Source organism: Pseudomonas sp. Irchel 3F3 (assembly GCF_900187545.1).
Lineage (GTDB): Bacteria > Pseudomonadota > Gammaproteobacteria > Pseudomonadales > Pseudomonadaceae > Aquipseudomonas > Aquipseudomonas fortuita.
On the sequence record NZ_FYDS01000001.1, the window covers coordinates 194,928 to 219,336 of the forward strand.

The 24,409-nt window shown below is 62.2% G+C and carries 21 protein-coding genes and 1 pseudogene; 11 read left to right on the plus strand and 11 right to left on the minus strand.

The window, feature by feature from the left end; all coding sequences use genetic code 11:
- Nucleotides 1–145: 145 nt before the first annotated feature.
- Nucleotides 146–754, plus strand: a complete 609-nt coding sequence (locus CKW35_RS00995) for an SCO family protein (protein ID WP_016485954.1) — start codon at nucleotides 146–148, stop codon at nucleotides 752–754.
- Entirely contained in the window at nucleotides 755–1,237 is a 483-nt protein-coding gene (locus tag CKW35_RS01000) for a copper chaperone PCu(A)C (protein WP_016485955.1), read from the plus strand.
- Nucleotides 1,238–1,360: 123 nt separating this feature from the next.
- On the opposite strand, the gene CKW35_RS01005 is transcribed toward CKW35_RS01000, so the two are convergent.
- Entirely contained in the window at nucleotides 1,361–1,588 is a 228-nt protein-coding gene (locus tag CKW35_RS01005; protein WP_024717704.1) for a hypothetical protein, read from the minus strand.
- A gap of 402 nt (nucleotides 1,589–1,990) precedes the next feature.
- On the opposite strand from CKW35_RS01005, the pseudogene CKW35_RS01010 reads away from it, so the two are divergent.
- Nucleotides 1,991–3,207, plus strand: a pseudogene (locus tag CKW35_RS01010) (MFS transporter).
- A gap of 47 nt (nucleotides 3,208–3,254) precedes the next feature.
- Here CKW35_RS01010 and CKW35_RS01015 read toward each other — a convergent pair.
- The 7 genes from CKW35_RS01015 to CKW35_RS01045 form a co-directional block, all read right to left on the minus strand.
- Complete coding sequence (locus CKW35_RS01015) at nucleotides 3,255–4,100, minus strand: AraC family transcriptional regulator (protein WP_016485957.1); 846 nt, start codon at nucleotides 4,098–4,100, stop codon at nucleotides 3,255–3,257.
- Nucleotides 4,097–4,411: an AzlD domain-containing protein gene (locus CKW35_RS01020; RefSeq protein ID WP_010953340.1), complete on the minus strand. Its 315-nt coding sequence runs from the start codon at nucleotides 4,409–4,411 to the stop codon at nucleotides 4,097–4,099. The genes CKW35_RS01015 and CKW35_RS01020 overlap by 4 nt, the downstream gene beginning before the upstream one ends.
- Nucleotides 4,408–5,100: an AzlC family ABC transporter permease gene (locus CKW35_RS01025; protein ID WP_024717703.1), complete on the minus strand. Its 693-nt coding sequence runs from the start codon at nucleotides 5,098–5,100 to the stop codon at nucleotides 4,408–4,410. The genes CKW35_RS01020 and CKW35_RS01025 overlap by 4 nt, the downstream gene beginning before the upstream one ends.
- A 264-nt stretch (nucleotides 5,101–5,364) precedes the next feature.
- Nucleotides 5,365–6,060 (minus strand): sel1 repeat family protein, encoded by a 696-nt coding sequence (locus CKW35_RS01030; protein ID WP_016485959.1) that lies wholly within the window; start codon nucleotides 6,058–6,060, stop codon nucleotides 5,365–5,367.
- Nucleotides 6,061–6,198: 138 nt separating this feature from the next.
- The gene (locus tag CKW35_RS01035; protein WP_060518814.1) at nucleotides 6,199–7,281 is read right to left on the minus strand and encodes a hypothetical protein; all 1,083 of its coding nucleotides are present in this window, start codon (nucleotides 7,279–7,281) and stop codon (nucleotides 6,199–6,201) included.
- A gap of 39 nt (nucleotides 7,282–7,320) precedes the next feature.
- Nucleotides 7,321–7,947 carry a LysE family translocator gene (locus CKW35_RS01040; RefSeq protein WP_016485961.1) on the minus strand — a complete coding sequence of 209 codons (627 nt, stop codon included), beginning with the start codon at nucleotides 7,945–7,947 and terminating at the stop codon, nucleotides 7,321–7,323.
- Between the two features lie 2 nt (nucleotides 7,948–7,949).
- Entirely contained in the window at nucleotides 7,950–8,738 is a 789-nt protein-coding gene (locus CKW35_RS01045) for a YqcI/YcgG family protein (protein ID WP_016485962.1), read from the minus strand.
- Nucleotides 8,739–8,897: 159 nt separating this feature from the next.
- Here CKW35_RS01045 and CKW35_RS01050 point away from each other — a divergent pair, with 159 nt between their 5' ends.
- The gene (locus CKW35_RS01050; RefSeq protein WP_016485963.1) at nucleotides 8,898–9,818 is read left to right on the plus strand and encodes a LysR substrate-binding domain-containing protein; all 921 of its coding nucleotides are present in this window, start codon (nucleotides 8,898–8,900) and stop codon (nucleotides 9,816–9,818) included.
- Here the strand turns inward: CKW35_RS01050 and CKW35_RS01055 are convergent.
- Nucleotides 9,799–10,695, minus strand: a complete 897-nt coding sequence (locus CKW35_RS01055) for a LysR family transcriptional regulator (protein ID WP_024717702.1) — start codon at nucleotides 10,693–10,695, stop codon at nucleotides 9,799–9,801. The two genes, CKW35_RS01050 and CKW35_RS01055, sit on opposite strands and share 20 nt — an antisense overlap.
- Before the next feature lie 118 nt (nucleotides 10,696–10,813).
- Between CKW35_RS01055 and CKW35_RS01060 the strand changes: the two genes are divergently transcribed.
- The 4 genes from CKW35_RS01060 to CKW35_RS01075 all read left to right on the plus strand — a co-directional run bounded on the left by CKW35_RS01060 (nucleotide 10,814) and on the right by CKW35_RS01075 (nucleotide 19,685).
- Nucleotides 10,814–12,004 carry an MFS transporter gene (locus CKW35_RS01060; RefSeq protein ID WP_016485965.1) on the plus strand — a complete coding sequence of 397 codons (1,191 nt, stop codon included), beginning with the start codon at nucleotides 10,814–10,816 and terminating at the stop codon, nucleotides 12,002–12,004.
- 34 nt (nucleotides 12,005–12,038) lie between these two features.
- Complete coding sequence (locus CKW35_RS01065) at nucleotides 12,039–14,399, plus strand: DNA polymerase II (protein ID WP_095114820.1); 2,361 nt, start codon at nucleotides 12,039–12,041, stop codon at nucleotides 14,397–14,399.
- Between the two features lie 78 nt (nucleotides 14,400–14,477).
- Nucleotides 14,478–18,899 (plus strand): NEL-type E3 ubiquitin ligase domain-containing protein, encoded by a 4,422-nt coding sequence (locus CKW35_RS01070; RefSeq protein ID WP_095114821.1) that lies wholly within the window; start codon nucleotides 14,478–14,480, stop codon nucleotides 18,897–18,899.
- A gap of 213 nt (nucleotides 18,900–19,112) precedes the next feature.
- The gene (locus tag CKW35_RS01075) at nucleotides 19,113–19,685 is read left to right on the plus strand and encodes a DUF4174 domain-containing protein (RefSeq protein WP_095114822.1); all 573 of its coding nucleotides are present in this window, start codon (nucleotides 19,113–19,115) and stop codon (nucleotides 19,683–19,685) included.
- Between the two features lie 107 nt (nucleotides 19,686–19,792).
- On the opposite strand, the gene CKW35_RS01080 is transcribed toward CKW35_RS01075, so the two are convergent.
- Nucleotides 19,793–21,079 carry a HAMP domain-containing sensor histidine kinase gene (locus tag CKW35_RS01080; RefSeq protein WP_095114823.1) on the minus strand — a complete coding sequence of 429 codons (1,287 nt, stop codon included), beginning with the start codon at nucleotides 21,077–21,079 and terminating at the stop codon, nucleotides 19,793–19,795.
- Entirely contained in the window at nucleotides 21,076–21,816 is a 741-nt protein-coding gene (locus tag CKW35_RS01085; protein WP_016485970.1) for a response regulator, read from the minus strand. The genes CKW35_RS01080 and CKW35_RS01085 overlap by 4 nt, the downstream gene beginning before the upstream one ends.
- A 273-nt stretch (nucleotides 21,817–22,089) precedes the next feature.
- Between CKW35_RS01085 and CKW35_RS28780 the strand changes: the two genes are divergently transcribed.
- The 3 genes from CKW35_RS28780 (at nucleotide 22,090) to CKW35_RS01105 (ending at nucleotide 24,308) form a co-directional block, all read left to right on the plus strand.
- Nucleotides 22,090–22,263, plus strand: coding sequence for a hypothetical protein (locus CKW35_RS28780; protein WP_349816354.1), 174 nt, complete (start codon nucleotides 22,090–22,092; stop codon nucleotides 22,261–22,263).
- Between the two features lie 1,240 nt (nucleotides 22,264–23,503).
- Nucleotides 23,504–23,779: a DUF2790 domain-containing protein gene (locus CKW35_RS01100; protein WP_016485973.1), complete on the plus strand. Its 276-nt coding sequence runs from the start codon at nucleotides 23,504–23,506 to the stop codon at nucleotides 23,777–23,779.
- A gap of 10 nt (nucleotides 23,780–23,789) precedes the next feature.
- Nucleotides 23,790–24,308 (plus strand): thioredoxin family protein, encoded by a 519-nt coding sequence (locus CKW35_RS01105; protein ID WP_095115095.1) that lies wholly within the window; start codon nucleotides 23,790–23,792, stop codon nucleotides 24,306–24,308.
- The last annotated feature ends 101 nt before the right edge of the window (nucleotides 24,309–24,409 follow it).

Below are 24,409 nucleotides of genomic sequence, written 5' to 3' on the forward strand. Positions count from 1 at the left end.
CAACAGGCCGCAGCCCGGTTTCAAAGGGCTGCAGGCCATCCCCGCCTTCGTCGGGTAGAACCCCTTGGGGTGTCATGCCAGAATGCCCCGGTTTTTCAGCCGGCCCGTCCCGAGGGTCGGCACCTTCCCTGTAAAGGATGGTTTCATGAATGATCTATACACCCGGCGCGCCGTTGTCGCCGGGATGGGCGTTCTCGGGCTTGGCCTGCTGGCAGGCTGCAGCCCGGCCCGGGGGCTCGAGTTCAAGTACGGCAAGAACATGAGCAACGAAATCCTCGGGCGCAAGTTCAGCCTCAAAGACCCGCAAGGTAACGTGCGCACCCTGTCGAGCTTCTACGGCAGCATGCCGATGATCTTCTTCGGGTTCACCCAATGCCCGGCGGTTTGCCCGACCACCCTGGCGCGCGCGGCACAAATCCGCAAGCTGCTCAGAGGCCGCGACCGCGACCTGTTCCAGGTAGTGTTCATCACCCTGGACCCGGAGCGCGACACCCCCGAGGTGCTCGATGCCTATGTCAAGGCCTTTGACCCCACGTTCACCGCGCTCACCGGCACCCCGGAAGAAATCGCCGCAGTGGCCAAGGAGTTCAAGGTGTTCTACGAGAAGGTCCCGGCCGGTGACACCTATACGATTTCTCACTCGTCCACCAGCTACGTCTACGATACGCGTGGCACCCTGCGCCTGAGCCTGGGCCATTCCCTGAATGCCAAGGAATGCGCCGAAGACCTGGTTACCCTGATGGAGATCTGCTGAATGTCGATGCAACCGATCAAACGCGGCCTGGCTGCCCTGGCACTGATGGGTCTGGCCCTGCCGGCCCTGGCCCAGACTACCGTGAGCGATGCCTGGGTCCGTGCCAGCGTGCCGCACCAGCAGTCCACCGGTGCCTTCATGACCCTGACCGCCAGCAGCGACAGCAAGCTGGTGAGCGTGGCTTCGCCCGTGGCCAAGACCGTGCAGGTGCACGAAATGACCATGAACGGCGACGTGATGGGCATGCGTGAGGTGAAGGCTGTCGAGTTGCCGGCCGGCAAGGCCGTGACCCTGGACCCCAATGGCCTGCATGTGATGCTGATGGGCCTGAACGAACAGGTGAAGGAAGGCGATAAAGTGCCGCTGACCCTTACCATCGAGGATGCCAAAGGGGCCAAGGAAACCCTCGACGTGCAGGCCGAAGTGCGTCCGCTCAACGCCGAGGCCGGCGGTGGGCATGACCACATGCACATGAAGCACTGATAACGTTGAACGGGGCAGCCTGTGGGAGCGGGCTTGCCCCGCGAACACCGGCAAAGCCGGTGCCATTCACCGCGTTGTCTCCTTCGCGGGGCAAGCTCGCTCCCACGGCGGCCCCTGGTTCAATCAGCTGCGAAACTTGGGCAGCGGCCTGTCGAGTGTCAGCGAGGTCAGGGTCTTTCGAACCTGGGCCTCATCGGCCTCCAGTGCCTTCAGGCTGGCGCGGATCTTGCCGGCGGCGGGCACATCGCCCTGCCGGTCGATCCAGTCGGCAATCTCCTTGCAGGCGCTGTTCAGGCAGGCCTGGCGCTGGTTCATCAGCGACAGGAGGGTGGTGAGCTCTCTTTCGGACATGGCAGGATCCTCCATTCAGCCTTGTCAGTGTAGCAGAGGGTTGGCGGGGCTCCTGCTGCCTCTGGAGGACATGGCGAAAACGCGGAAAAATGGCCGCTCCGTTGCCCAAGTAACATCGAGTTACTATTTTGGGCGGATAAACGCAATGTTTAAACCGTTGCCACCACTCCGCATGCGGTACCAACCTGCACTGCTTGATCAGGTGTGCTGAATAGTTCTGCGATGCAGTTTTGCAAGGGGTAGGCCTGCTTTCGGCATTAATTAATGGGTGTAGGAATATTCCAAGCCTGAATTTTCCTGCGCTGGCCGTGCCGCAATGGTTACAACTTTAGCGTTGAGCCCGGTGTTGAATGAACTCTAAATTCAGCCGACCTAAACCGCTGGCTCAGGAATACAGCCATGATGCAGGCGTTGAGTCGTAACCCCGGAACACGTTCTCTGGCGGTGGGCTATTGCTTTTCCAAATGTGGTGAGTTTGCGTTCGAAGCTGCGTTTGCTGTGGCAATCGTGTCCATGACCGAGGCGGATCTGCTTTTGATTGGCATCGCCTATTTCTTCCGCTACTTGCCGAGCATGGTGTGTTCACCCTTGGGCGGTTGGCTGGCAGATAGCGCCGACAAGAAACGAATACTTTTGGCGGTAGAGGCGGCCAAAGGCCTGCTGGCACTTGCCTTCTTTACCTTGTTCAGCTTGTCCTCACCCGTGTTACCGGTCCTGGTCGGCCTTGCGATGTGATGACAGCGCTCGAATGCCTTTATGTGCCTGCGTTTCGCGCGTACTTTCCCGAACTTGTCGCAAAGCAACAGCAGGCCTCGGTCAACAGCGGTATTCAGGTGATCGAGGATGCTGCCTCGATTATCGGGCCTCTGGTGTTTTCGGCATGTGTGTCACTGCTGTCTCGCGAAGCAACCTTCCTGTTCTTTGCGGCGTGCCTGGTGTTGTCGGCCATTTCCATCGCTACCCTTGGGCCTGCCAGGCAGGGCGTCCGGCAGGTATTCGATGGGCGCGCCATTGTCCGGGATGCGGCGCGTAGTGTAAGTCAGCTCAGGGTCAGCAATGCGCCTTTGTTTGCTGTTATTGGCTGCACCACGCTCTGTGCGATGTTCGCCACGTCGGTGATTCGCTTCATTCTTCCTGCGTCAGTGCTGGAACACTTCGCCTCTGAAGCGGCGGTGGGTTACGTATTTTCACTGCTTGCTGCAGGCACCGTATTGGGTGGCATGCTCTACACACGCTTCAACCCGCGCACAACCGCACGACTGGTGGTGCGTTACTGGGTGCTGTACGGCGCACTGTTTTTTGCTGCAGCCGTGGCACTGCAATTCAACAGCTGGCTGTTTCTGCTGTTCTTGTTCATGGTCGGCTTCATGGGGGCATTTGTCGACATCGCGATCGTGACCAACATCCAGTGCTTGTCGAACGAGCAGGAAGTTGGCAGAAATTTTTCCCTCTATTACTTCACAGCTGTCATTGGTGACGCCGCTTCAGGGCTGGTTGCCAGCCTGGTCTTTGTGCTTGCGGGGCCGGCCACCTTGATCTGGATGACGCTCATGCTGTTCATCGCGCCAGTGCGCTGGAACCTGAAAGCACATTCCCTTGATGGCGACCATCGTGAATAGCCCGACGTGCGATGTTGGCGCATGGGGCAAGCTTGAGTTGCAGGGCGTCAGGCGGGTAATGCCGAGTGAGCGCATGCCTGCCGATACGCCCCTGGTGTCACCCCGTAGGCCTGCTTGAACTGCCGGCTCAAATGGCTCTGGTCGGCAAAGCCAAGGTCGAACGCCACCTCCGAAGCGGTCAGGCCGCTCTTCAGCATTTCCCGGGCGCGGACCAGGCGCCGCTGCTTCAGCCAGGCGTGCGGCGGCTGGCCGGTGGCCTGGCGAAACACCCGGGCGAAGTGGAAGGGCGACAGGTTGACGGCTGCCGCCAGCGCTTCGAGCGAGGGCGGGTCGGCCAATTGGCTTTCCAGCAGTTCGCGGGCGCGGGCCACGGCCAGGGGTTCGTGGCCGGGGGCCGAGGGTTCGGCGCATTGCCCGTGCCGCTGCACCAGGGCCAGTACCGCCTGGCGCCAGGCGGTCTGTTGCTGCAGGGCGCTGGCGCCGTTTTCGGACAACTGATGGAGTTGGCTGAAGGCGATGGCCAGGGCCGGGTCGTGGATCACGCTGTCCTTGAAGCTGGGCATGCCGTGGCGGCCCAGTTCCAGTTCGTCCAGTACACCGGTGACCCGCTCGTGCTCGGGGTAGAAGCCGCGATAACGCCAGCCCGCCTCATGGGCGGTGGCGCCGGTATGCAGCTCGTCGGGGTTGATCAGCACCATGCTGCCGACCGGCGCCAGGTGCTCACTGCCCCGGTGCCAGAAGCGCTGGGCGCCGGATTCGATCACGGTGAATACATAGCCTTCATGCACATGCGGGGCGAACCGCTGCTGGACGTAGCGCGCGTGCAGCATCTCGACGTCGCCCAGGGCCGGCGCTTGCCAGAGGTGTGTCTGTTCGCGCAGGGGCGGGTTCATGCCAGCCAGCTGCGTAGAAGGAAGAAGATCAACATGCTCACCAGCATGCTCAGCAACACGCTGCGGGTCAACAGTACCAGGGCGATGGCCACCAGAGAACCCAGCAGGTAGGGGTTGAGCAGGCTCAGGTTGAGCTGGTGGTCGGGCATGAAGATGATCGGGCCGCAGATGGCAGTGAGCATGCCCGGCACGGCAAAGCCGAGGAACTGCCGGGCGTTGGAGCTCAGCCGCAAGGGGAGCCGTGGCTCCAGGAACGCGTAGCGGTTGAGGAACACAATGGCGCCCATGGCGAAAATCAGGATCCAGGTCATGCTCGGGCTCCGGCAAATTTCTGGCAGATGAACCCGGCGCTCATGCCCAGCAGGCCTGCGACCACCAGGGCGGTTTCCCAATGCCAGTGGCTGAACAGGACCGAGCAGAACAGCGACACGGCGACGCACACCACGGTCGGCAGGTTGCGCACCAGCGGTGCAATCAGGGCGACGAAGGTGGCGACGATGGAAAAGTCCAGGCCGAGTTGGTCCAGGTGGGGAATGTTCTGGCCCAGCAGGATACCGGCCAGGGTGAACAGGTTCCAGGCGACGTAGAACGTCAGGCCTACCCCCAAGGCGTACCAGCGGTTGAATTGCTGCTGGTCGTACTGGCTGGTCAACGCGAAGAATTCGTCGGTCAGCAGAAAGCCCAGGCCCAACCGCCAGCGCAATGGCTGGCTGGACAGCACCGGGCGCATCGACAGGCCATACAGCAGGTGCTGCGAGGTCAGCAGCAGGGTGGTGAGCAGGATCGACGCCAGGTTGGCGCCGCCCTTGAGCATACCAATGGCGACCAATTGCGCGGCACCGGCGAAGACGATGGCCGATAGCCCTTGCCCCTGCCAGGCACTGAGGTTGGCCTCGATGGCCATGGAACCGGCCAGCAGGCCCCAGGGGGCGACGGCCAGGGACAGCGGCATGATGGCGATAGCGCCGTGGAGGAAGGCTTGGCGAGCGATGTGGGGCATGATGGCTGCAACGCGTGTACGAGGCAGATCAGCATGCCAGACGGGGCGGGGGATGGCTTGAACGATCTTGCTGATCGGGTTTGATTTCAAGGCAACCACAAGCCCTGTAGGAGCAGCCTTGTGCTGCGAAGAGGTCATTGCAGCCGAAAACAATCTTTAGCCTTACCGGCCTCTTCGCAGCACAAGGCTGCGCCTACAGTGATCGCGCGGAATACAAAGTTTGAGTGAGACAGTTGCCCAACAGGGACCGCGTCTGGCAGAGGATCACGGGCGGCTGGTCAGGTGCTGTTGCGCTGTCACGCAGCCGTTGATGTCCACGGCTTTCTGCAGCAGGCTCAGACGGTGCGGTGGGTCCAGGTCGCCGAGCAGGCGGTACACCTCGGCCTGGTAGTCGCGCTGCCGGCCCCAGAGCATTTCGAGACCTTGAGGCTGGCTGCGGCTGCAGGTCAGGCGGGTGGCTGGCTGCGGGTAGTAAGGGGCGTACACGGTGGCCATGCTGGGGATGGCTTCCAGCGCTGCACGGTACTCGCTGCTGGTGTTGTAGGGCCGGCACCAGGTAGCGATCGCTGGCGCGGGTGCAGCAAAACCCTGCTTGAGACTGGCTTCGAGCAACGGGCAGGCGGCATCCGGTATTTGCGTGGCGGGCAGATAAGTCATGTAGTACAGCGCCAGGCGGTACTGCGCAACCGGGTGGCCCAGCTCTACCGACTTTTTCAACAGGGCAACCGCTGTCGGCAGCGTGTGGGCCATGGCTTGGCCCTGGCGGCTGAGCTCGGGGTCGCTGCCCAGGGCGGTACGCAGGGTGCTGGTATCGTCGCCCTGACGATCGGCCTGCTCCAGCAGCGGCAAGGCCTGGCGGTAGAGCAGGTCGGCGTGAGGGTCGATGCTCACCTCCAGCGCGTGCGCAGCCAGCGGCATCAGGGCGACCAACAGCGGGGTCAGGCGTCGCGTGCGGCTCACAGGCAAGCCCCGTGGACGGCCAGGCAAGGAGGGGCGGCTTCGATGTTAATAGCGGTCAAGCGTACGCCTCGGGAAAATCGGAACGACGGCCTATTCTAGCCACCCAAGGGGGGTGGCCGGAAGACCACTCGGCAACTGTCAGACGAGCTTGATCGGTGTGACCTTGCGTTGAGCGTGTTTTTCCTGGGCGAGGCCAAGCTTTGCGGTAATCACTTTGGCCAGGGCGTTGTTACCCAGGTCGTTCAGGTGCAGGCGGTCGATGAACAGGTCCGCGCCGAACACCGGCGAGCTGCTGAGCATGCTGTTCATGTCGTAGCAGGGCACTGGGTCGGCCTGGCTTTTGATACGGCGGAAAAAGGCCGAGTGCAACTGGCTATCGAATGCGCCGTCGAGCAGCCGGTCGAAGTTCGCCGGTTGTTGCTCCAGCGCGGCCAACATGGCTTGCTCGCCAACGGGCAAGGTGTCCCGACACCAGGGCAGCAGCGGCTGCAGGATGAAGGTGAGGGTGGCATGGCTGTCTGCCAGCAACCTGTCCCACTGACGCAAGGTCCGGCCAATGCTGTCGGCCGCGCGAGCCAAGCGCTTCTCCGGGGGTGACAGCGGCCAGAAGGCCGGGGGGGCGGTCGCAGGTGTGGTCAGGGCCTGGCCGATGCGCCGCCACAGTGACTGCCGGCGGGGTGGTGCGGCAGGCTGCATGCCTTCGCTGAAGCTGTTGAGAAAGGCCTGGTAGGCCTTGGCGTGCTGCGGGTCGTTGGGGCTGGCGAGGACTTCGCACAGCGCTTCATGGGCCAGGCTGTTGAGGCCACTGAGCACCACCACGTGGCCGAGTTGGCCAAGGCGGTGCTGGTGAGTCAGGAACATCAGCAGTTCCTGGCCAGCATTGAGACCGCAACCGGCCAGGCTCAGCCACACCTCGCCGGTAAGGGCCGACAGGTGCGAGGCCACCGTGTGCTCGTCGGAGCTGGCGCCGATACCCAGGGCGGTCGAGCCGCCGACCAGCAGGTTGATACGTGAGGCGCCGCCGCGTTCTGCCGCCGAAAAACGCTTGCCGGCAAAGTGGCTGTAGCGCAGGCCAAGGGCATCAGTGTTGATGGTTCCGGACCGGTAGCCGGTTTCATGCACGTGCACAGTGTGCGGCGCACGGCGGCTGCCCAACAGGAGAAAGCGTTGGTAGTCCTGCTGCAACGGTGAAGGAGACGGGCCTGTATCAGTCGCTGTCATGGTCTTTCCTTCTGTTGCACCGGGCGTTTCGCATCCGCTTCAGGCCGCCAGTTCGTTGAGGTTGTACAGCAGGCCGCCAGCGGCAATCAGCAGCAGGGCAACGCCCGAAGCCAGGCTGATCACCCGGTTGCTGCGCTGCGAAGCGATCTTGCCGATGGCGAAGATGTACAGGCTGAGCACGGCGAAATCGATGGCCACCCACAGCAGCGACAACACCACCATGCTTTTGCCGAATGACTCGGTGATCTGGATGAACTGGGGGAAGAAGGCAATGAAGAAAATGATGTCCTTGGGGTTGGAAATGCCCACCATGAAGCCTTGCAGCAGCCCGCCACGCCCGGTTTTGGGTGTTTCGCTCGTCGCGTCCGGGGCCGGCGCCTGCAGCACATCTCTTAAAGTGCCCACGGCGATGTAGCCGATGAACAGGCAGCCCAGCAGGCTCATGGTGCTGAGCCATGCTTTGTCGATGGCGGCACTGGTGAGGATGATCCAGGCTGCGGCACCGATCAGCACCAGTGAGGCCCAGTTGGTGCCAACGGCAGTGAACATGGCCTTGCGCGAACCGGATGCAGCCGCGGTGTTGACGATCAGTGCCACTACGGGGCCTGGGGTGGCGATGAGCAGCAGGACGGTGAGGGCATAGGTGGCGGTGAGTGCGGTATTCACGGTCAGTTCTCGATCAGTAGGTCGGGTGTCGCCGGGTATGCGGCATGTGCGTGGAACGGGCAGCGTGACGGGTTGAGCGAGCCAGCCTCCTGCAACTGGTACTGCTTCCACTCGAAGTTGTCGTCATCGCCGAAAAAACCCAGGGTGTCAGGCATGACGCCGTCGTTGTAGTGGTGCACGCGCTCGCGAATACGCTCGCGGATTCGCTTGCCACTTTCGGTACTGGCGTTGGCCACTTCGTCGAAGTTCGCCCGTGGATTGATGACGAAGGTGATGTGATGCCCCAGGTTGCGGCTTTTCATCTGCTGGTGGCCGGGGAAGTTCATGTTGATGAACAAGGGCATGCCGGCATAGCAGAACGACCAGCCGTTGTCGTCGGGGTCGGTCGGCATGCCCTGCGGCCATGGGTGCGGGTCGCGCGCATGCACGCCACGCAGCACCTTCCAGGCCAGTGCCTGCTGTTCGGCCAGGGTGTAATCGGCGGCGGTTTCGAGAAACACCACCAGCGGGCTGCCGATGCGCTGCTTGGGTGTGATCGGGGCGATGGCGCGCACGTAGTCGGCCAGACCCTGGGCGATATCATCGGCGAGTTGCTCGGCACGGGCGAAGAGTATGTGGCAGGTTTCGCCGTTTACCGCCTTGCGGCCGAACAGGCAAGGGAAGTCGGGGTTGGCGAGAATACTGCGAAAGTGTTCTATGGTTTTGAAAGTCCAGTGTTGCGTAGTGCATCCATGTTCAACGGCCAGCTCTAGCGCATCCAGGCGATAGCAAGTTCCATATCCCGTAAACATGATTTCCCCAGGCGTTAATTAAGTGAACGTTCCAGTCATATGCAGGCAGGATCTTGGTTATCTTTATTATTTACCTGCATTTTCCGAGACGCTCTCGACGTTGTAAAACGCGTGGAACTGTGACCTACTATTAGTCTTATTCATGCTCGGGACGCCGCCATGTCGGAACGGATTCAGGCCTTGCACGCCCTGCGTGCCTTCGAGGTGGCCTCTCGCTATGGCTCTTTTACCCGTGCGGCGGAAGAACTGGCCCTGACCCAGGGGGCGGTCAGCCATCACATCAAGACTCTGGAAGCCCTGTTTGGCTGCGACTTGTTCGAACGGCGTGGCCCGAAACTCAGCCTGACCGAGCACGGGCGCCTGCTGGCGCAAGAGCTGAAAGTTGGCTTCAAGATCATCGAAAATGCTTGCGCATTGCTGCGCCAGGACCGCTACGGCTTGCGCTTGAAGGCGCCTTCCACGCTCACCGTGCGCTGGCTGTTGCGGGCGCTGGATGCGTTCAAGAAGGCCGAGGACAACTGCAGCGTGCAACTGTCCAGCGTGTGGATGGACATCGACACCGTGGACTTCTATTCCGAGCCCTACGACTGCGCCATTCTGTTGGCCAGCGGGCGTTTCCCCGCCGATATCGAGAGTTTCAAGCTGTTCGATGAGTGGTTGATCCCGGTGTGCCACCCCGATTACATGCCACAGGCCCAACCGGCCTTGGCCGACCTCGCCCAGTGCGAAATTCTGCACCCGTCACCCGACCGGCGCGACTGGCGGCGCTGGCTGGCGCGGATGGACGCACTGGACATCAGCATCGACCAGGGGCAGGTGTTCGATACGCTCGACCAAGGTATTTCGGCTGCGCAGCAAGGCCTGGGTATTTCGGTGGTCGACCTGGTGCTGGCCAGTGCCGACCTGCAGGCGGGGCGCCTGGCCACGCCGTTCAAGCATGCAGTGGCCACCGGTGACGGTTACTACATGACCTGGCTCAAGGCCAGCCCGAAAGCGCGGCAAATGCACAAGCTGCGCGACTTCCTGCTTGGCCAGGTGCCACCGCTGGCCCACAAGGACATCAACTATCTGTACGGTTGAACACCCGCTCAAGCATGAAATCGATGAACACCCGTAACTTCGGCGGCACCTGCCGCCCGGACGGCCACAGCAGATAGAAACTGCCACGCCGCTCCATGAAGCTGTCGAGTACGCTGACCAGTGAGCCGTTGCCCAGTTCGCGACGTACGTTGAAGTCCGGCAGGCAGGTGATGCCACGGTGGTTCAAGGCAAAGCAGACGCGTGTCTCGACATGGTTGCAAACCATCGAGATGGGGATGTCGTAGGCTTGTTCGGGGTGCTCCTGGCGCAGCGGCCAGGTTTCCAGCTTGCCATTGCTCGGGAAGCGATAATGCAGGCAGGTATGCGCGGCCAGGTCGCGCGGGTGCAAGGGTGTGCCGCGTTCGTGCAGGTACCCGGGCGAGGCCACCAGGCGGTGCTGGAAGTGCCCCAGGAATTTGGCGTTGAGCCGCGAATCCACCGGCTGCCCACCGCGCATCACCACATCGAAGCCTTCGCCGACGATATCCACCATGCGGTCGGAAAAGTCCAGGTCCAGTTCCACCTGCGGATACAGCGCCATGAACTCCGCCAGCGCCGGCATCACCAGCGCTGTGACCTGTGGCATGCTGACGCGCAAGCGGCCACGCGGGCTTACGCTGGCCTGAGACAGCGCCTGCTCGGTGGCCTCGATTTCGGCCAGAATGCGCCGGCTGCGCTCGAGGAACAGCGTGCCTTCGGCGGTGAGGGTGATGCTGCGTGTGCTGCGGTGGAACAGGCGCACACCCAGGCGGCTTTCCAGGCGCGCAACGCGTTTGCCCACGGCCGAGGCACTGATACCCAGCGACTGGCCGGCGGCGACGAAGCTGCGGGTTTCGGCCACCCGGTTGAAGACCACGAAGCCGCTGAGGCTGTCCATGCTGCTTTCCTGATTGCGGACATGGGTGTCCGGGGTGAGCGGCATTGTAGCCACCTTTTTCCGCAGTAGGCTTCCCTTGCAGACTGTCCGCCTTGTTTTCCTGCTCAAGGCACTTGCAATGTCACAGACATCCTCCCCCCTGCTGCTGGATGCCAGCCGCGAACGCCTGCCCGTCAGCGGGCTGCTGGCGCTGGCCATGACCGGCTTTATCGCCATCCTCAGCGAAACCTTGCCGGCGGGCTTGCTCGACCAGATCGCCAACGGCATGCACATCAGCCAGGCCATGGCCGGGCAATGGGTCACGGCCTATGCGCTTGGCTCGTTGCTGACGGCAATCCCGCTGGTGACCCTGACCCAGGGCTGGTATCGCCGGCGGGCCCTGTTGCTGGCGATCATCGGCTTTGTGCTGTTCAACGGGCTGACTGCCTTGTCGACGTCCAACAGCGTGACCTTGGTCCTGCGCTTTTTCACCGGCGCTGCCGCCGGGCTGGCCTGGGGCCTGATCGCTGGCCATGCCCGGCGCATGGTGCCGGTGGCACAGCAGGGCCGGGCCATGGCGTTGGCCATGCTCGGGCAGCCGATTGCCTTGTCGCTCGGGCTGCCGATTGCCACCTGGCTGGGCGCCGGGCTGGGCTGGCGTGCAACGTTTGTTGTGGTCACCGTGGTGGCGTTGCTGCTGGTGGTGTGGGTGCTGCGCTCGGTGCCGGAGTACCCGGGGCATGCCGCCGGCAACCGCCGGGCGGCCAAGCAGGTGCTGCGCACGCCGGGGGTGTTGCTCGTGCTGCTGGTGATCCTGAGCTGGATCCTTGGCCACAACATTCTCTACACCTACATTGTGCCGCTGCTGGCGGCGGCCGGCATGGCTGCCGACATTGGCCCGGTGCTGATGGTGTTTGGCCTTTCGGCTCTGGCCGGAATTGGCATGGTGGGGTTGCTGGTCGACCGGCATTTGCGCACGCTGGTCTTGCTCAGCCTGGTCGGTTTTGCCTTGGCCACACTGGCATTGGGGCAGGCGTCGTCGTGGTTGATGTACCTGAGCATCGCCCTGTGGGGCCTGACCTACGGTGGCGCACCCACCCTGCTGCAGACCGCCTGTGCCGATGCTGCGGGCGAGGGCGGAGATGTGGCGCAGTCGATGCTGGTGACCGTGTGGAACAGTGCTATCGCCCTGGGTGGGATCGTGGGGGGCGTGTTGCTCGCGGGGGGCGGGACCAAAGCCTTTGGCGCAGTGGTGTTGGTGTTGATCGCAGTGGCTTGGTCGCTGGCCTGGGCGGCGCGCAGAAGTGGCTTCGTGGCGGGGGCTCGCTAGCGTAGAATTGCGTTTTTCAGCAGAGGTCGACGCAGTGGAGTTGCAGCAGGGTTTTGTGCTGACCCGTCATTGGCATGACACGCCCGAAGGCACCTGCGTGGAGTTCTGGCTGGCAACTGATCATGGGCCACGGCAGCTTCGTCTGGCCCCACAGGTTTCGGTGGCATTCATCCCGCAGGTGCATGAGGCGCATGCGCGGGTGTTGCTGGCCAACGAGCCCGGCGTCGAGCTGCGGCCACTGCGCCTGAAGGACTTCGACCAGCGCCCGGTGCTGGGGTTGTACTGCCGGCAGCACCGGCAACTGATGCAACTCGAGCAACGCCTTCGCACGGCGGGTATTGAGGTGTTCGAAGCGGGTATCCGCCCACCCGAACGCTACCTGATGGAGCGCTTCATCACTGCCCCGGTACAGTTCACCGGCCAGCCCGATGCCCAGGGCGTGCTCTGCGATGCTCAGCTCAAGCCCTTGGCTGGTTATCGCCCGCCACTGCGCCTGGTGTCGCTGGACATCGAAACCAGCGAGCGCGGCGAGCTGTACAGCATTGCCCTTGAAGGCTGTGGCCAGCGCCAGGTGTACATGCTCGGCCCGGCCAATGGCACGGTCCACGGCCTCGATTTCGACCTGCACTACTGCGCCGACCGTGCTGCACTGCTGAGCTGCCTCAATCAGTGGATGGCCGAGCATGACCCGGACGCAATCATCGGCTGGAACCTGGTCCAGTTCGACCTGCGCCTGCTACATGAACACGCCAAATCGCTGGAGGTACCGCTGGTGTTGGGGCGTAAGGGTGCACTGATGACGTTGCGTAGCCATGCCGGTGGTGGCCACGTATTTGCCGATGCCCCGGGGCGGCTGTTGATCGACGGCATCGAGGCGCTGCGCTCGGCAACCTGGAGCTTCCCGTCATTCAGCCTCGAGAGCGTTGCCCAGACGCTACTCGGTGAAGGCAAAGCCATCGACACGCCGTACCAGCGCATGGACGAGATCAACCGGCGCTTCGCCGAGGACAAACCGGCCCTGGCGCGGTACAACCTCAAGGACTGTGAGCTGGTTACTCGCATCTTCGCCCACACCCGCCTGCTCGAGTTCCTCCTGGAGCGCTCGTCGGTCACTGGCCTGGCGGTAGACCGTAGCGGCGGATCGGTCGCCGCGTTTTGCCACTTGTACATGCCGCAGATGCACCGCATGGGCTTTGTCGCCCCCAACCTTGGCAGCCGCCCTGAAGAAGCCAGCCCCGGTGGCTTCGTCATGGATTCGCGTCCAGGCCTGTACGACTCGGTGCTGGTGCTGGACTACAAGAGCCTGTACCCGTCGATCATTCGTACCTTCCTGATCGACCCGGTGGGCTTGGTGGAAGGCTTGCGTGTTCCCGATGACCAGCATTCGGTGGAAGGCTTCAGGGGTGGGCGCTTTTCGCGAAGCCAGCATTGCCTTCCGGCCATCGTCGAGCGTGTGTGGCAGGGCAGGGAGGCCGCCAAACGTGATGGTAACGCGGCATTGTCGCAGGCACTGAAGATCATCATGAACGCGTTCTACGGTGTGCTGGGCTCCAGCGGTTGCCGCTTCTTCGACCCCCGGTTGGCCTCGTCCATCACTATGCGTGGGCACCAGATCATGCGCCAGACCCGGGCATTGATCGAGGCGCGCGGCTATGACGTGATCTATGGCGACACCGACTCTACCTTCGTCTGGCTCAAGGGTGCCCATGCCGAGGAAGACGCGGCGCGTATCGGCCGCGAACTGGTGGCCGAAGTCAATCGATGGTGGCAAGCACATTTGCACGAAACCATGAACCTGCAGAGTGCCCTCGAACTGCAGTTCGAAGTACATTACCGGCGCTTCCTGATGCCAACCATTCGCGGAACTGAAGAGGGCAGCAAGAAGCGCTATGCCGGCCTGGTCCAGCGGGCCGACGGTTCTGAAGAGATGGTTTACAAAGGCCTGGAGTCGGTACGCACCGACTGGTCGCCGCTGGCCCGGGCGTTTCAGCAGGCGCTCTATGGCCGTGTGTTTCGCGGCGAACCCTACCGCGATTATGTCCGCGAGTATGTGCGGTGTACGTTGGCGGGCGAGCAGGACGCACTGCTGGTATATCGCAAGCGCCTGCGCAGGCCGCTGGCCGACTACCAGCGCAACGTGCCGCCGCATGTGCGTGCCGCACGCCTTGCCGACGAGTACAACAAGCGCCTGGGGCGCCCCCTGCAGTACCAACGTGGCGGCTGGATCAGTTACGTGATTACCACCGCCGGCCCTGAGCCGCTGGAAAACCTGCAGGCACCGATCGACTACGACCACTACATCAGCCGGCAGCTACAACCGGTGGCAGATGCCATCCTGCCCTTTGTCGGCGATGATTTCGCTCGCCTTACCGACCAACAGTTGCTGCTGTTCTGAACGGGTGGTAGTCGGGTAGGCGTCAACCCGGCGCAACAGTCTTCAGACTCGCATCTCCATGCCATCAAGGAGGCAGAGATGCAGAACACTAGCAGTCAACTACCAGCTGCGGCCGATACCCTTGCCAGGGCGCAAGCCTGCCAGGACCAGTACATCGCGCAGCGGCTGCCGACCTGGATGATGCGGCTGAGCGTGGCAGAATTCACTCTCTTGACTGAGGCGCTGACGCAATTGCTGGCCTGCCGCGAAGGCCTGTCGGCAGCGCTGGCGCAGCTAAGCAACCTGGATGCATTCACACAGACCTTGCTGCAAGAAGCGCTTGGCGCTCACGGCGAACTCGACGCTGATCGGCTGTACTTTCGCCAGTGGTACACCTTCACCTCGCCCACCGTCAGTTATGTGACCAGCAGGCTCCCAGTCGTAGGCAGCGACTACTACGAACTCCCCTTGCTCGAGGCCGCTCTGGGCAACTTTACCGCAGACCAGCTGCGCGAGCAGCCGCGTGGCAACTGCCTGGTGGATGAGCACGGCGTAAAGCGCAGTGAACTGTCTGCACTGGCCTTCGCCAAAATGTGTCGAGCGCTGGACCTTGGGCAGAAGTACCAGGCGCATCTGGACGCTGTCCTGCAGCCCGAAGTCAGAGGGTTGCTGGCGCGAAGGGAACGTTACAGCATGCTGGTAGATGCTCTGCAAGCCAGGGCGCAAGATGTGTTGAGCGCAGGCCAGCTGCAGTGGGTGGTGGAGTTTTGCCTTCAGGGCACGCTGGGCAAGCTCGAAGGCGCACCTGTTCACATCCGACAATTGAGGGTGTTCGGTTGCAGCTTGCAGCAGATCGTGGTGCTGGACGTGATCGATGAGGGCTTGCTGTACAACACCAGCAAGCTAGTGCTGGTGTATGTACCGGGTGACCCGCACGGCCCCTGGAGCGTGCGCAGCGACCTGGAAGATTATGCCCGCCGGGTGCTTGGCAACCGCCTGCGCGAAGAGGGCTATCGGCGGTTTTTCAACCGCTTCGTGCGCCGTCGCGATAGTCAGCGATTCTTCTCGGCCGTCAGCGAACGGCTCGATGACGTTAGCGACTGGGCAACCAGGGACCTGGATGAGCAAACCTGTGCGTATCGCTTGCCGCTGTTCGAACATATCGCTGACGACTGGGTCGCCCGGATCAAGGACGATGCTGCAATCATTGCCCCACCCGTGGCCATGCTTGATCGCGAGGTCCAGGCAGCGCATAACCGCCGTTTGCGCGCTGAAGGCTGGACCCTGGCGGGGATCGCAGGGTACTTCGTGCCCGGCATTGGCGCGGTGTTGCTGGGGGTGATGGCCTGGGAGCTGCTTGAGCAGACGTTTCAGGCTGTCGGGGACTGGCAGGACAACGAGCGCAATGCGGCGCTGGCGCACCTGCTGAATGTAGGCAAAGGCCTGCTGGCTGTCGGGGCAACCATCGCCGTGGTCGCCACGGTGCGTCGCGCCTGCATCGAGGTGGACAAGCTGGTGCCGGCGCAGTTGGCCAGCGGTGAAGAAAAACTGTGGAACGCAGACCTGGTGCCCTATCGCGGCGAAGCCCCGCCGGACGCGGCAGTGCTGGACACGGAGGGGGTTCACCAGCTGGGCGAGCGTCGCTGGATCAGCATGGATGGGCACTGGTATGAGGTGAGTTGGCGCGACGCCGATGAACAGTGGCAACTGCTCCCTTATCAAGGGTATGCACCGCCGCTGCGTCACAACGGTGCCGGCGCGTGGCGGCTGTGGTGCGAGCAGCCCGCCGAGTGGGATGACACACGCCAGCTGTTTCGTCGTCTGGGCAGGCCATTGAGCGATCTCGATGACGCGCAGATCGATCAGTCGCTGGCCATCCATGGCCTCGACGACCAGCACTTGCGGGCATGGCATGTGTATGGCCGGGCGCCAGAAGCCGTGCTGGTGGACACCGTTTACCGCGTGCTCCTCGCCGGCCGCATCCGCACGTTGGTCAATCAGTTGCGTGAAGGCGTGGCCACCGCTGATGCGCAGTTGCTGGAGCGGGTGATTAATCTTTCTCAGGCCGCCGGCATGCAGGGTGCAGCACTGGCTGATGTGGCTTGGGCAGGGCGGCGAGAGCTGTTCCAGGAATTGTACGAAGAGCAGAATCCCGACACGCCGACGGGTCGCTCGCTACGCCGGGATTTTGCCAGCCTGCACCGCTTGGCGGCAGATGAGGTGCTGCGCGATGCCAGCGAGGATGACCTGCAGCAGCTTCGCGAGACCGGCCGCGTGCCCTTGTTCATGGCCGAGGCGGCAAGGTTGCAGGTTGCGCGGATCCGAATCGCGCGCGTGTATGAGGCGCTGAGCATTGATACACCGCAAAACCTCGACCTGGCGCGGGTGGTGCTGAATCTGTTGGGCCACGTGCGGGGTGCGCAGGGGCCTGGGTGGAGATTGTTTGACGGGGATGCCAGCGAGCCGTTGCTGACGATCGAGGGAACGGGGCAAACATTCGACCTGCTTCACCAGCATGGGGTGTTTCGCTTGCGCGATCCTGCGCGGCCTTCTGTCAGTCAGGCGGGCGAGCTGTTCGAGACCCTGGCTGCAGCCTATGACCACCCGTCTCAGGCGGCCATCGGCCAAGGCCATGCTTTCGTGCCCGCACTGCGCCAGGCGCTGGCGAATGTTGCAACCGGTCAAAGGCAGGCGGTGGTGAGTCTGCTTAGGCTGGAGCGGCCAAGCGGCTCGTTTTTCGCGCCGCAAAGGCTTGATGATGGCCGGATTGGCTACCCCCTTGCTGGCGGCCGGTTATGGGCCGCGCTGGGGCTGTCCAGACCGAGGGCGTCTCAGGCACGGCTTCGAGACCTGTACCCGGCCTTCAGTGATGAGCAGATCGGCCGCTGGCTGGCGCAAGACAACGCGCAAGCCAGGTTGCGTACGCTGGAACAGCAATTCGCACTGCTCAACACCCACCTGAACAGATGGGTACGCAATGCCTTTCCGACACCTGAGCTGGCCGCCCGGCGTGAGTTCAGAAAGGGCCTGACCGACTGCTGGCGCTTGCTTGTCCCCGAGCTTCAAGACAGTGCGGCTGTGCAGAGGGGGCGCTTCATGCTGACCCAGACCCGCAGCCGCTTGCAACAACTGCCAGTACTGCCGGCGCAAATAACTTTTCCGCACGTCTCAATCCTGGCCTTGCGCTCCATGCGCCTGGAGCGGATTCCGGATGAGTTCCTGAGGGCATTTCCCAACTTGCGCAACCTGGAAATCACCCATTGTCGGCTCAGGCGTTTGCCTTTGCCGATGATGCTTACCCAAAGGCTGGAGGTGCTCGATCTGTCGGGTAACCAGATCGTGCTTGACGAAAGCCAGGCACTGATTCTTGCGGCTTGTCGTTCGCTGGTATACCTGAACCTTTCGGACAACCCTCTGGGCAGGGCATTTTCCGTTTTCGCAATGACCGAGCTACATGCGCTGCACCTGTCAGGCACCCAAATGCCCGAGTTGCCTTATGGGGTGCTCGAGGTGCCTGACCTGCAAACCCTTGACCTGAGTGACAACAGTATCTCTGCACTGCCCGATGGCTTTTACCGGTCGCAGCTATGGCGCGCAGGCAGAGTCGGGCTTTCTGGCAACCTGCTGGCGGCGACGCCTGAAGGGTTTTCGGCCTGGCACTGGCTTGAGGCAAGCCGGGTTCCCTACCGGCTGCGTTTTCTCGATGTATCGGCAGCCGAACGTCGCGATGAAATGGCCATGCTGTGGGTCCATCTTGAAGCCGACGAGCAATCGGCCGATTTCTTCAATACCCTGTCGGTGCTCACGGCCTCGGGAGCATTCAAGTTCTCTTCGACCGCGTGCGCGCTCGCATCCCGTGTGTTCGACATGTTCCAGGCGATGAACGAGGATGATGCACTCAAGCGTGAAGTGTTCGAACACGCCGCGGCGACCGACTGCCAGGATAACGCCACGGCCCGCTTCGCTGATCTGGAACTGCGGATGATGATATGGCGGGCGCAACGCGGCGGGGTTGCCCAGCAGCCTGAGCGGGCCTTGCTCTGTCTCGGTGGTCGGTTGTGGCGGTTGGCGTTGCTCGATCAGATTGCCGCAGAACACGCCCAACGGCAGGGGGCGGGCAATGAGTCGATCGAATTCGCCTTGGCATACCGGATCGCCTTGCGCAGGGCTTTGGATTTGCCTGGCCAGCCAGACGAAATGCTCTATCCAGGTATTGCTGCGCTAAGCAAGCAGGATATTCGTGTGGCCCGGGACATGGTCCTGGCGGCACAGACCCGGGAAGGCGTTGCACATTATCTGTCACGTCAGTGGTTCTGGCAGGATTACCTGCGCAAGCGCTTCCCCGTTCGCCTGCAAGTGCCGCATCACATGCACGACGAACTGGAGCGGCTGATGGCCCTGGGTGGCCGGGAGGAGGAAATCGCACGGTTGCAGATCAGCAATCAGCAACGGGAGCACGCAGTATTGCTGCAGTTGACGCTGGAAGCGCTGGACATGCATTCGCCGCGTCTTCTCCAGTAGCGGTTCAGACCTCGGGCAGGTGGGCGTTGCGCCAGTGGCTTTGCGCTATGCTCTGAGTGGCGGTGATGTTTGCGCAGATGTTGCCGGCCGGTTATGGAAATCGGAAGTTACCTTTGTGCCGAGCACGTCTGGGGCTGCTGGTTTAGTCTCCCGCGTCGGATCTTTCTCCATGATCTGTAGTCTTTGGTTTATCGAGAGAATAAGGAGATACGCATGCTCGTCCGGTCACTGACCCTCGCTACTTTGCTCGCTGTCACCGGCCCGCTGCTGGCGGCTGACAGTGACGCACCGCTGGCCAAGGAAGTGGGCAAGGCCAGGCCCTTGGTGGTCATTGCGCCTAGCAGCGCAGACCCAACCTTGCGCGGATTGAACAAGGCTCTGGAGGACCCGGCCACCCAGGCGGCCTTCAAGGAGCGCAACCTGGTGCTGTACAGCGTCGCCAGCATGATGGGCAAGCGCGAGGACAAGAACCTCGAACAACAGACCACCATGGCCCTGATTCGTGAGCTGAAGCTGGGCGCGAGCAAGGGCACCAAGGTGATCCTGGTGGGCAAGGACGGTGAGCGGCACATGCTCAAGGACGACGACTCAGGCGAGGCCATCGACCCGCAGGTGATCCTCAAGGCGGTGGATGAACTGCCCGCAAGCGAAAAGGCCGTGACTGCACCTGAACCGGTAGCGGCGGCACCGGAAACCAAGGCCAAGGCCAAGGACAAGGACAGCAAGCCAGCCAAGCCAGCCAAGCCAGCCAAGCCGGCTGCGCCGCCAAAGCCGCTGGAAGACTGAACACCTGCATTGGCTGGCCGTGCGACCGGGCGTGTGTAGCGGTGGGGGGCAGCAGTGTATCGACGGTGCTGGGGTTGTGTGCCGAATTGCAGGTGGTGGCTCGGCTTTCAGTTGAGCTCGATTCGCGCGCACAGCCCGCCACTGTCGCGGTTGCTCAGGATCAGCCGACCACCCATGGCCTGGATCAGCTGGTGGGCAATGGCCAGCCCCAGCCCGGTGCCGCCGGTGCTGCGATTGCGTGAGCCCTCCACTCTGTAGAATGGCTTGAGCACTTCGTCCAGCTCGTCAGCGGGTATTCCAGGCCCATCGTCGAGCACGCGGATCACGGTCATGCCGCCCTCGCGGCACACCTCCAGCTCGGCAGCGCCGGCAAACTTGAGGGCGTTGTCCACAAGGTTCACCAGCACTCGGCGCAGGGCGTGCGGGCGGGTTTCCAGCAGGCTGCGCGTGCTGCCGTTACGCTGCACCTGGGCGCCACTGTCCTGATAGTCGAACACCAGGCTGTCGAGGAAGGCATCAAGGTCAATTCTGCACGCGGCTTCAGTGCTGGTATCCATGCTGCGGGCGTATGCTACGCCTTCGCGCACCAGGTGCTCCATCTCGCCCAGGTCGCTCCACAATTTGTCCTTTTCGACCCCGTCGTCCATCACTTCGACACGCAGCTTCATGCGTGTGATCGGTGTTTGCAGGTCGTGAGAGATGGCCGCCAGCAGCTGCATGCGTTCCTTCAGGTGGGCGCTGATACGCGCCTGCAGGGCGTTGAAGGCCGCCGCGGCGTAGCGCACCTCGCGCGGGCCGCTTTCATCCAGCTGTACGCCGGGTTTGTCCGGATCGAGGTTGTCCACGGCGCGGGCCAGGCGAGTCAAAGGGCCAATGGCCAGGTGCACGGCCAACCAGGTGCACAGCAACAAGACTGCCAGCTGGATCAGCAGCACCATGGGCAGCCAGCGGGCCACCGGGACCGCCGATGGGGTGACGTCGATGGTCAGCGGCGCGCCGTCGGCAAGGCTCAGGTGGGCCTGGAAGTGGGCATTCGGGCCGGGGATGTCCTGGAAGGTCAGGCGGTAGTCGCTGCCGATGGCCTTGACGATCGACTCGGCGGCCATGGGCGGGTCGCTGCCGGGCATCGCCTCGCCGGCCAGGCCTTGGTCGAGACGGTAGCGGTAGGTATGCCGTTCCAGGCGCGGCAGCCAGGCCGCACGTTCGGCTGCAGGCAGGCGGTCGAGGATGGCCACTGACGTGGCCACGTCCTGTTCCAGGTTGCTGAGCATCATCGAGCGGCTGCTGATGTAGCGCTCGTAGGCCTGCAGCCCAAACGACAAGCCGTAGGCCAGGATCAGGCCGGTCAAGAAGATCAGCCCCAGGCGCGAGGCCAGGGTACGAGGCCACTTCATGACGGCGACTCGAGCAGTTGCACCGGCAGCGAGAACACATAGCCTTCGCTGCGCACGGTTTTGATGCAGCTGGGTTCGCGGGCGTCGTCGCCCAGGCGCTGGCGCAGGCGGCTGACCAGCAGGTCGATGGAGCGGTCGAAAAGGTCGGCTTCGCGGCCCTGGGTCAGGTTGAGCAGTTGTTCGCGGCTGAGCACCCGCTGTGGGTGGTCCAGAAACACCCGCAACAGGCGGTACTCGGCGCCACTCAGGGCCACCAGGGTGCCTTCGTTGTCGAGCAGGTGGCGGGCGGTGGTGTCCAGCCGCCATTGGCCGAAGCGCAGCAGGCGGCTGCTTTCGCTGATGGTGAGGTTGGGTGGCAGCATGCGCGTGCGGCGCAGCACGGCATTGATACGGGCAAGCAGTTCGCGGGCAGAAAACGGCTTGGTCAGGTAATCGTCGGCGCCCATTTCAAGGCCGATGATGCGGTCGGTTTCATCGTTGCGGGCCGTCAGCATCAACACGGGCGTATTGCGGTGTTTGCCGGCGCGCAGTTCGCGGCACAGCAGCAGGCCATCGTCGCCGGGCATCATGATGTCGAGAACGATCAGGTCGACGCTGCTGGCTCCAAGGAAGGCCCGCATCTGCCTGCCGTCGGCGACGATGCTGGTGCGCAGGCCGTTCTTCTTAAGGTAGTTGCCGACCAGTTCGCGGATCTCGCGGTCGTCGTCGACGATCAGGATGTGATCGACGTGTTCCATGCGCAGCGTTCCTGTTCGAGTGGGTTTGGCGCAGTGTACCCGGCCCTTTTGCGCTTGCCTGCGGGGGTTTGTATTGCAGTGTATCTGGCAGGTGTATAGAACTGTAGCGGGGGCGGGTGAAGCGGCTCGGGTCAAAGCAGCACAGCACTGGGAGTTGACCGCTTGGCCGATAAAAGCCGGGTTCTGCTCCGGCTCGGAGCCTGGTTGCAGAACAAAGCGTACAATGTCGTTTCGGGTAACTGTATTTCAGTGGCTCATCACCGAGTAGCCTGCATGTACCAGACACACCCCGGAACGCCCCAAAGAGCCCACGAACGCCTCTGCGAGCAAATCGAGACGTTTCTCCAGCGTGGCGGCCAGATCCAGCACGTAGCCATCGGTGTCACCGGTTCCCCTTATGGCGTAGCTAAAGTCCAGTGGCACAAGGAGCGTGCAGCCAAGCCTTGATGGCCTGCCTTTGCGCCTGAACCCACCACCCTTCAGGCGCTTCAATACCCATTCTTGAAGGGGCACGCCCGTGAGCGAAGAGCCGAGCGATTGTGTAATCGCCGTTTGCATAGGTATTTCTGAGCAACAAGTGGCCCACTACCGGCGGGAGAGCTTTCTGCTGGGGGACGGCTCATGGCTCGTGCATTTCGCTTTCATCATGCCCAAAGCGCTTCGTCATCAACTCACAGGCAGTTTTACACTCTTGTTGAAGGCCTCTCGAGCGCCTGGCGATACCCGACAGGCAGACGAGGTAGGACCGTGAGGAAGGTTCAATACAGGCACTGTACGTAAAGAAGGTCGTTGTTATTTATGCTCATAAATAGATTGTGTCCAGTGGTCTGATACCTGTCTTTTATTTTCAGGCAGGGCGCATACTCATTAAGCTCAGATTATCTGGGCTTATGAGAGGTGCTTATGTACGGTAAAAACCAGGCAGGGCAGGGCTCATCGGAGCGTGATCCGGAAATAGATCAGGATCGCCAAGGTTTGGGCAATGATCGTCTTGTTCAGCCTACAACTGATGATCGGAATAATTACATCGATCCTGAACCTGTTACTGAGGCCGGGCCAGAGCCTGCAGACAAGCTTTTGGCCTCGAATGCACCGAAATTCAGCCGCTATTCTGACGGCCCGGATACCCCGTGGAGACGCGCTTGGCTGCACTAGCCCTGCGCTGACAGATCGCATGACAAACCATGCTTTTACCAGCGCTCCACTTCTCGAAGAAAATGATGATGAGCCATTGTAAGCAGGTGGCTTTATCGAGGTTTTTATGAAAGACAAGCAAACTGTTCAACGCGGTAGTTGCTCGGATGAGGGCGACAATAAATCCACTCAGCGTTCCAGCAAGGGTGAAAACAGGGGGCCGCTTACAGAGCGTGCGTCGAGGGCTGAGTTGTACAGTCGTCACGATAAAGTTGAACCGGCGAGTGACAACAAACGTTAGTTTCTAAAAACTTGAAGCTATTGTATCCGTTTGTACAGCCGGGGCGCCCTTCGTGGGCGCCTTCTTTTTTATAACGACCTGCCCGCGCAGGGTTTTCCAGGATTCTACGAGGTTTCGCTGACAGGAATGCAGCTACAGAAGGACGCACATCCCGGCGTTGAGTGACACAGACGGGATACTTGGCAGGCGTCAAATGGCTCTTGACCGGGGAACAACACGCCCCACTGCCAAACGTTACACAGGAGAGATGCCATGAATTTCAAGACTGTCGCCAGCGCCAGCCTGTTCGCCGTGCTCAGCTTTGGTGCCATTGCCGCCCAGGCCACCACCGCACCCATGGGCGCTGCCGGCGCCATGCAGTACCGCTACGGTGAGCATCTGGATGTGAAGAAAGTGCTGTCGGTACAGGACGAGCAGAGCAACGCCTGCGGCCTGGTGAACACCCGCATGGACTACCTCGACTCCAAGGGCCAACAGCAGAGCGTGCAGTACCGCACCTACGCCACTGGCGGTTGCCATGACAACTGATCGCCGCCTGATGCTGAAAGTGGGAGGCATAGCCCTGGCGCTGACGGGGCTGGGGTTGGCCGGGCACCTGATGGCCCGTGACCGCTACGGCGCCATGCCGTCGCTGTCGGGGGCCAGCCAGTGGCTCAACTCGACCCCGCTGGATGGGCCGGCGCTTAAGGGCAAGGTGGTGCTGGTGGACTTCTGGACCTGGGACTGCATCAACTGCCAGCGCAGCCTGCCTCATGTGAACGACTGGGCGCGGCGTTATGCCGATCAGGGGCTGGTGGTGGTGGGCGTGCATACGCCGGAGTACGCCTACGAACATGACCTGGGCACCCTGCGAAACAAGGTGGCCGGGCTGGGTATCGGTTACCCGGTGGCGGTGGATAATGACTACAAGGTGTGGAATGCCTGGGGCAACCAGTTCTGGCCGGCCCATTACTTTGTCGACCGTAAAGGACAGGTGCGCCATGTGCACTTTGGCGAGGGCGATTATGGCGGGCAGGAACAGCTGATACAGGCACTGCTGTATGAGAAAGGTGATTAGGCTGTGCCGGCCTCTTCGCCGGCATGCCCGCTCCTACAACGACAGTGCAATCAGCGAAGTATGCGCACTCTCTGTGGGTGCGGGCGTGCCCGCGAAGAAGC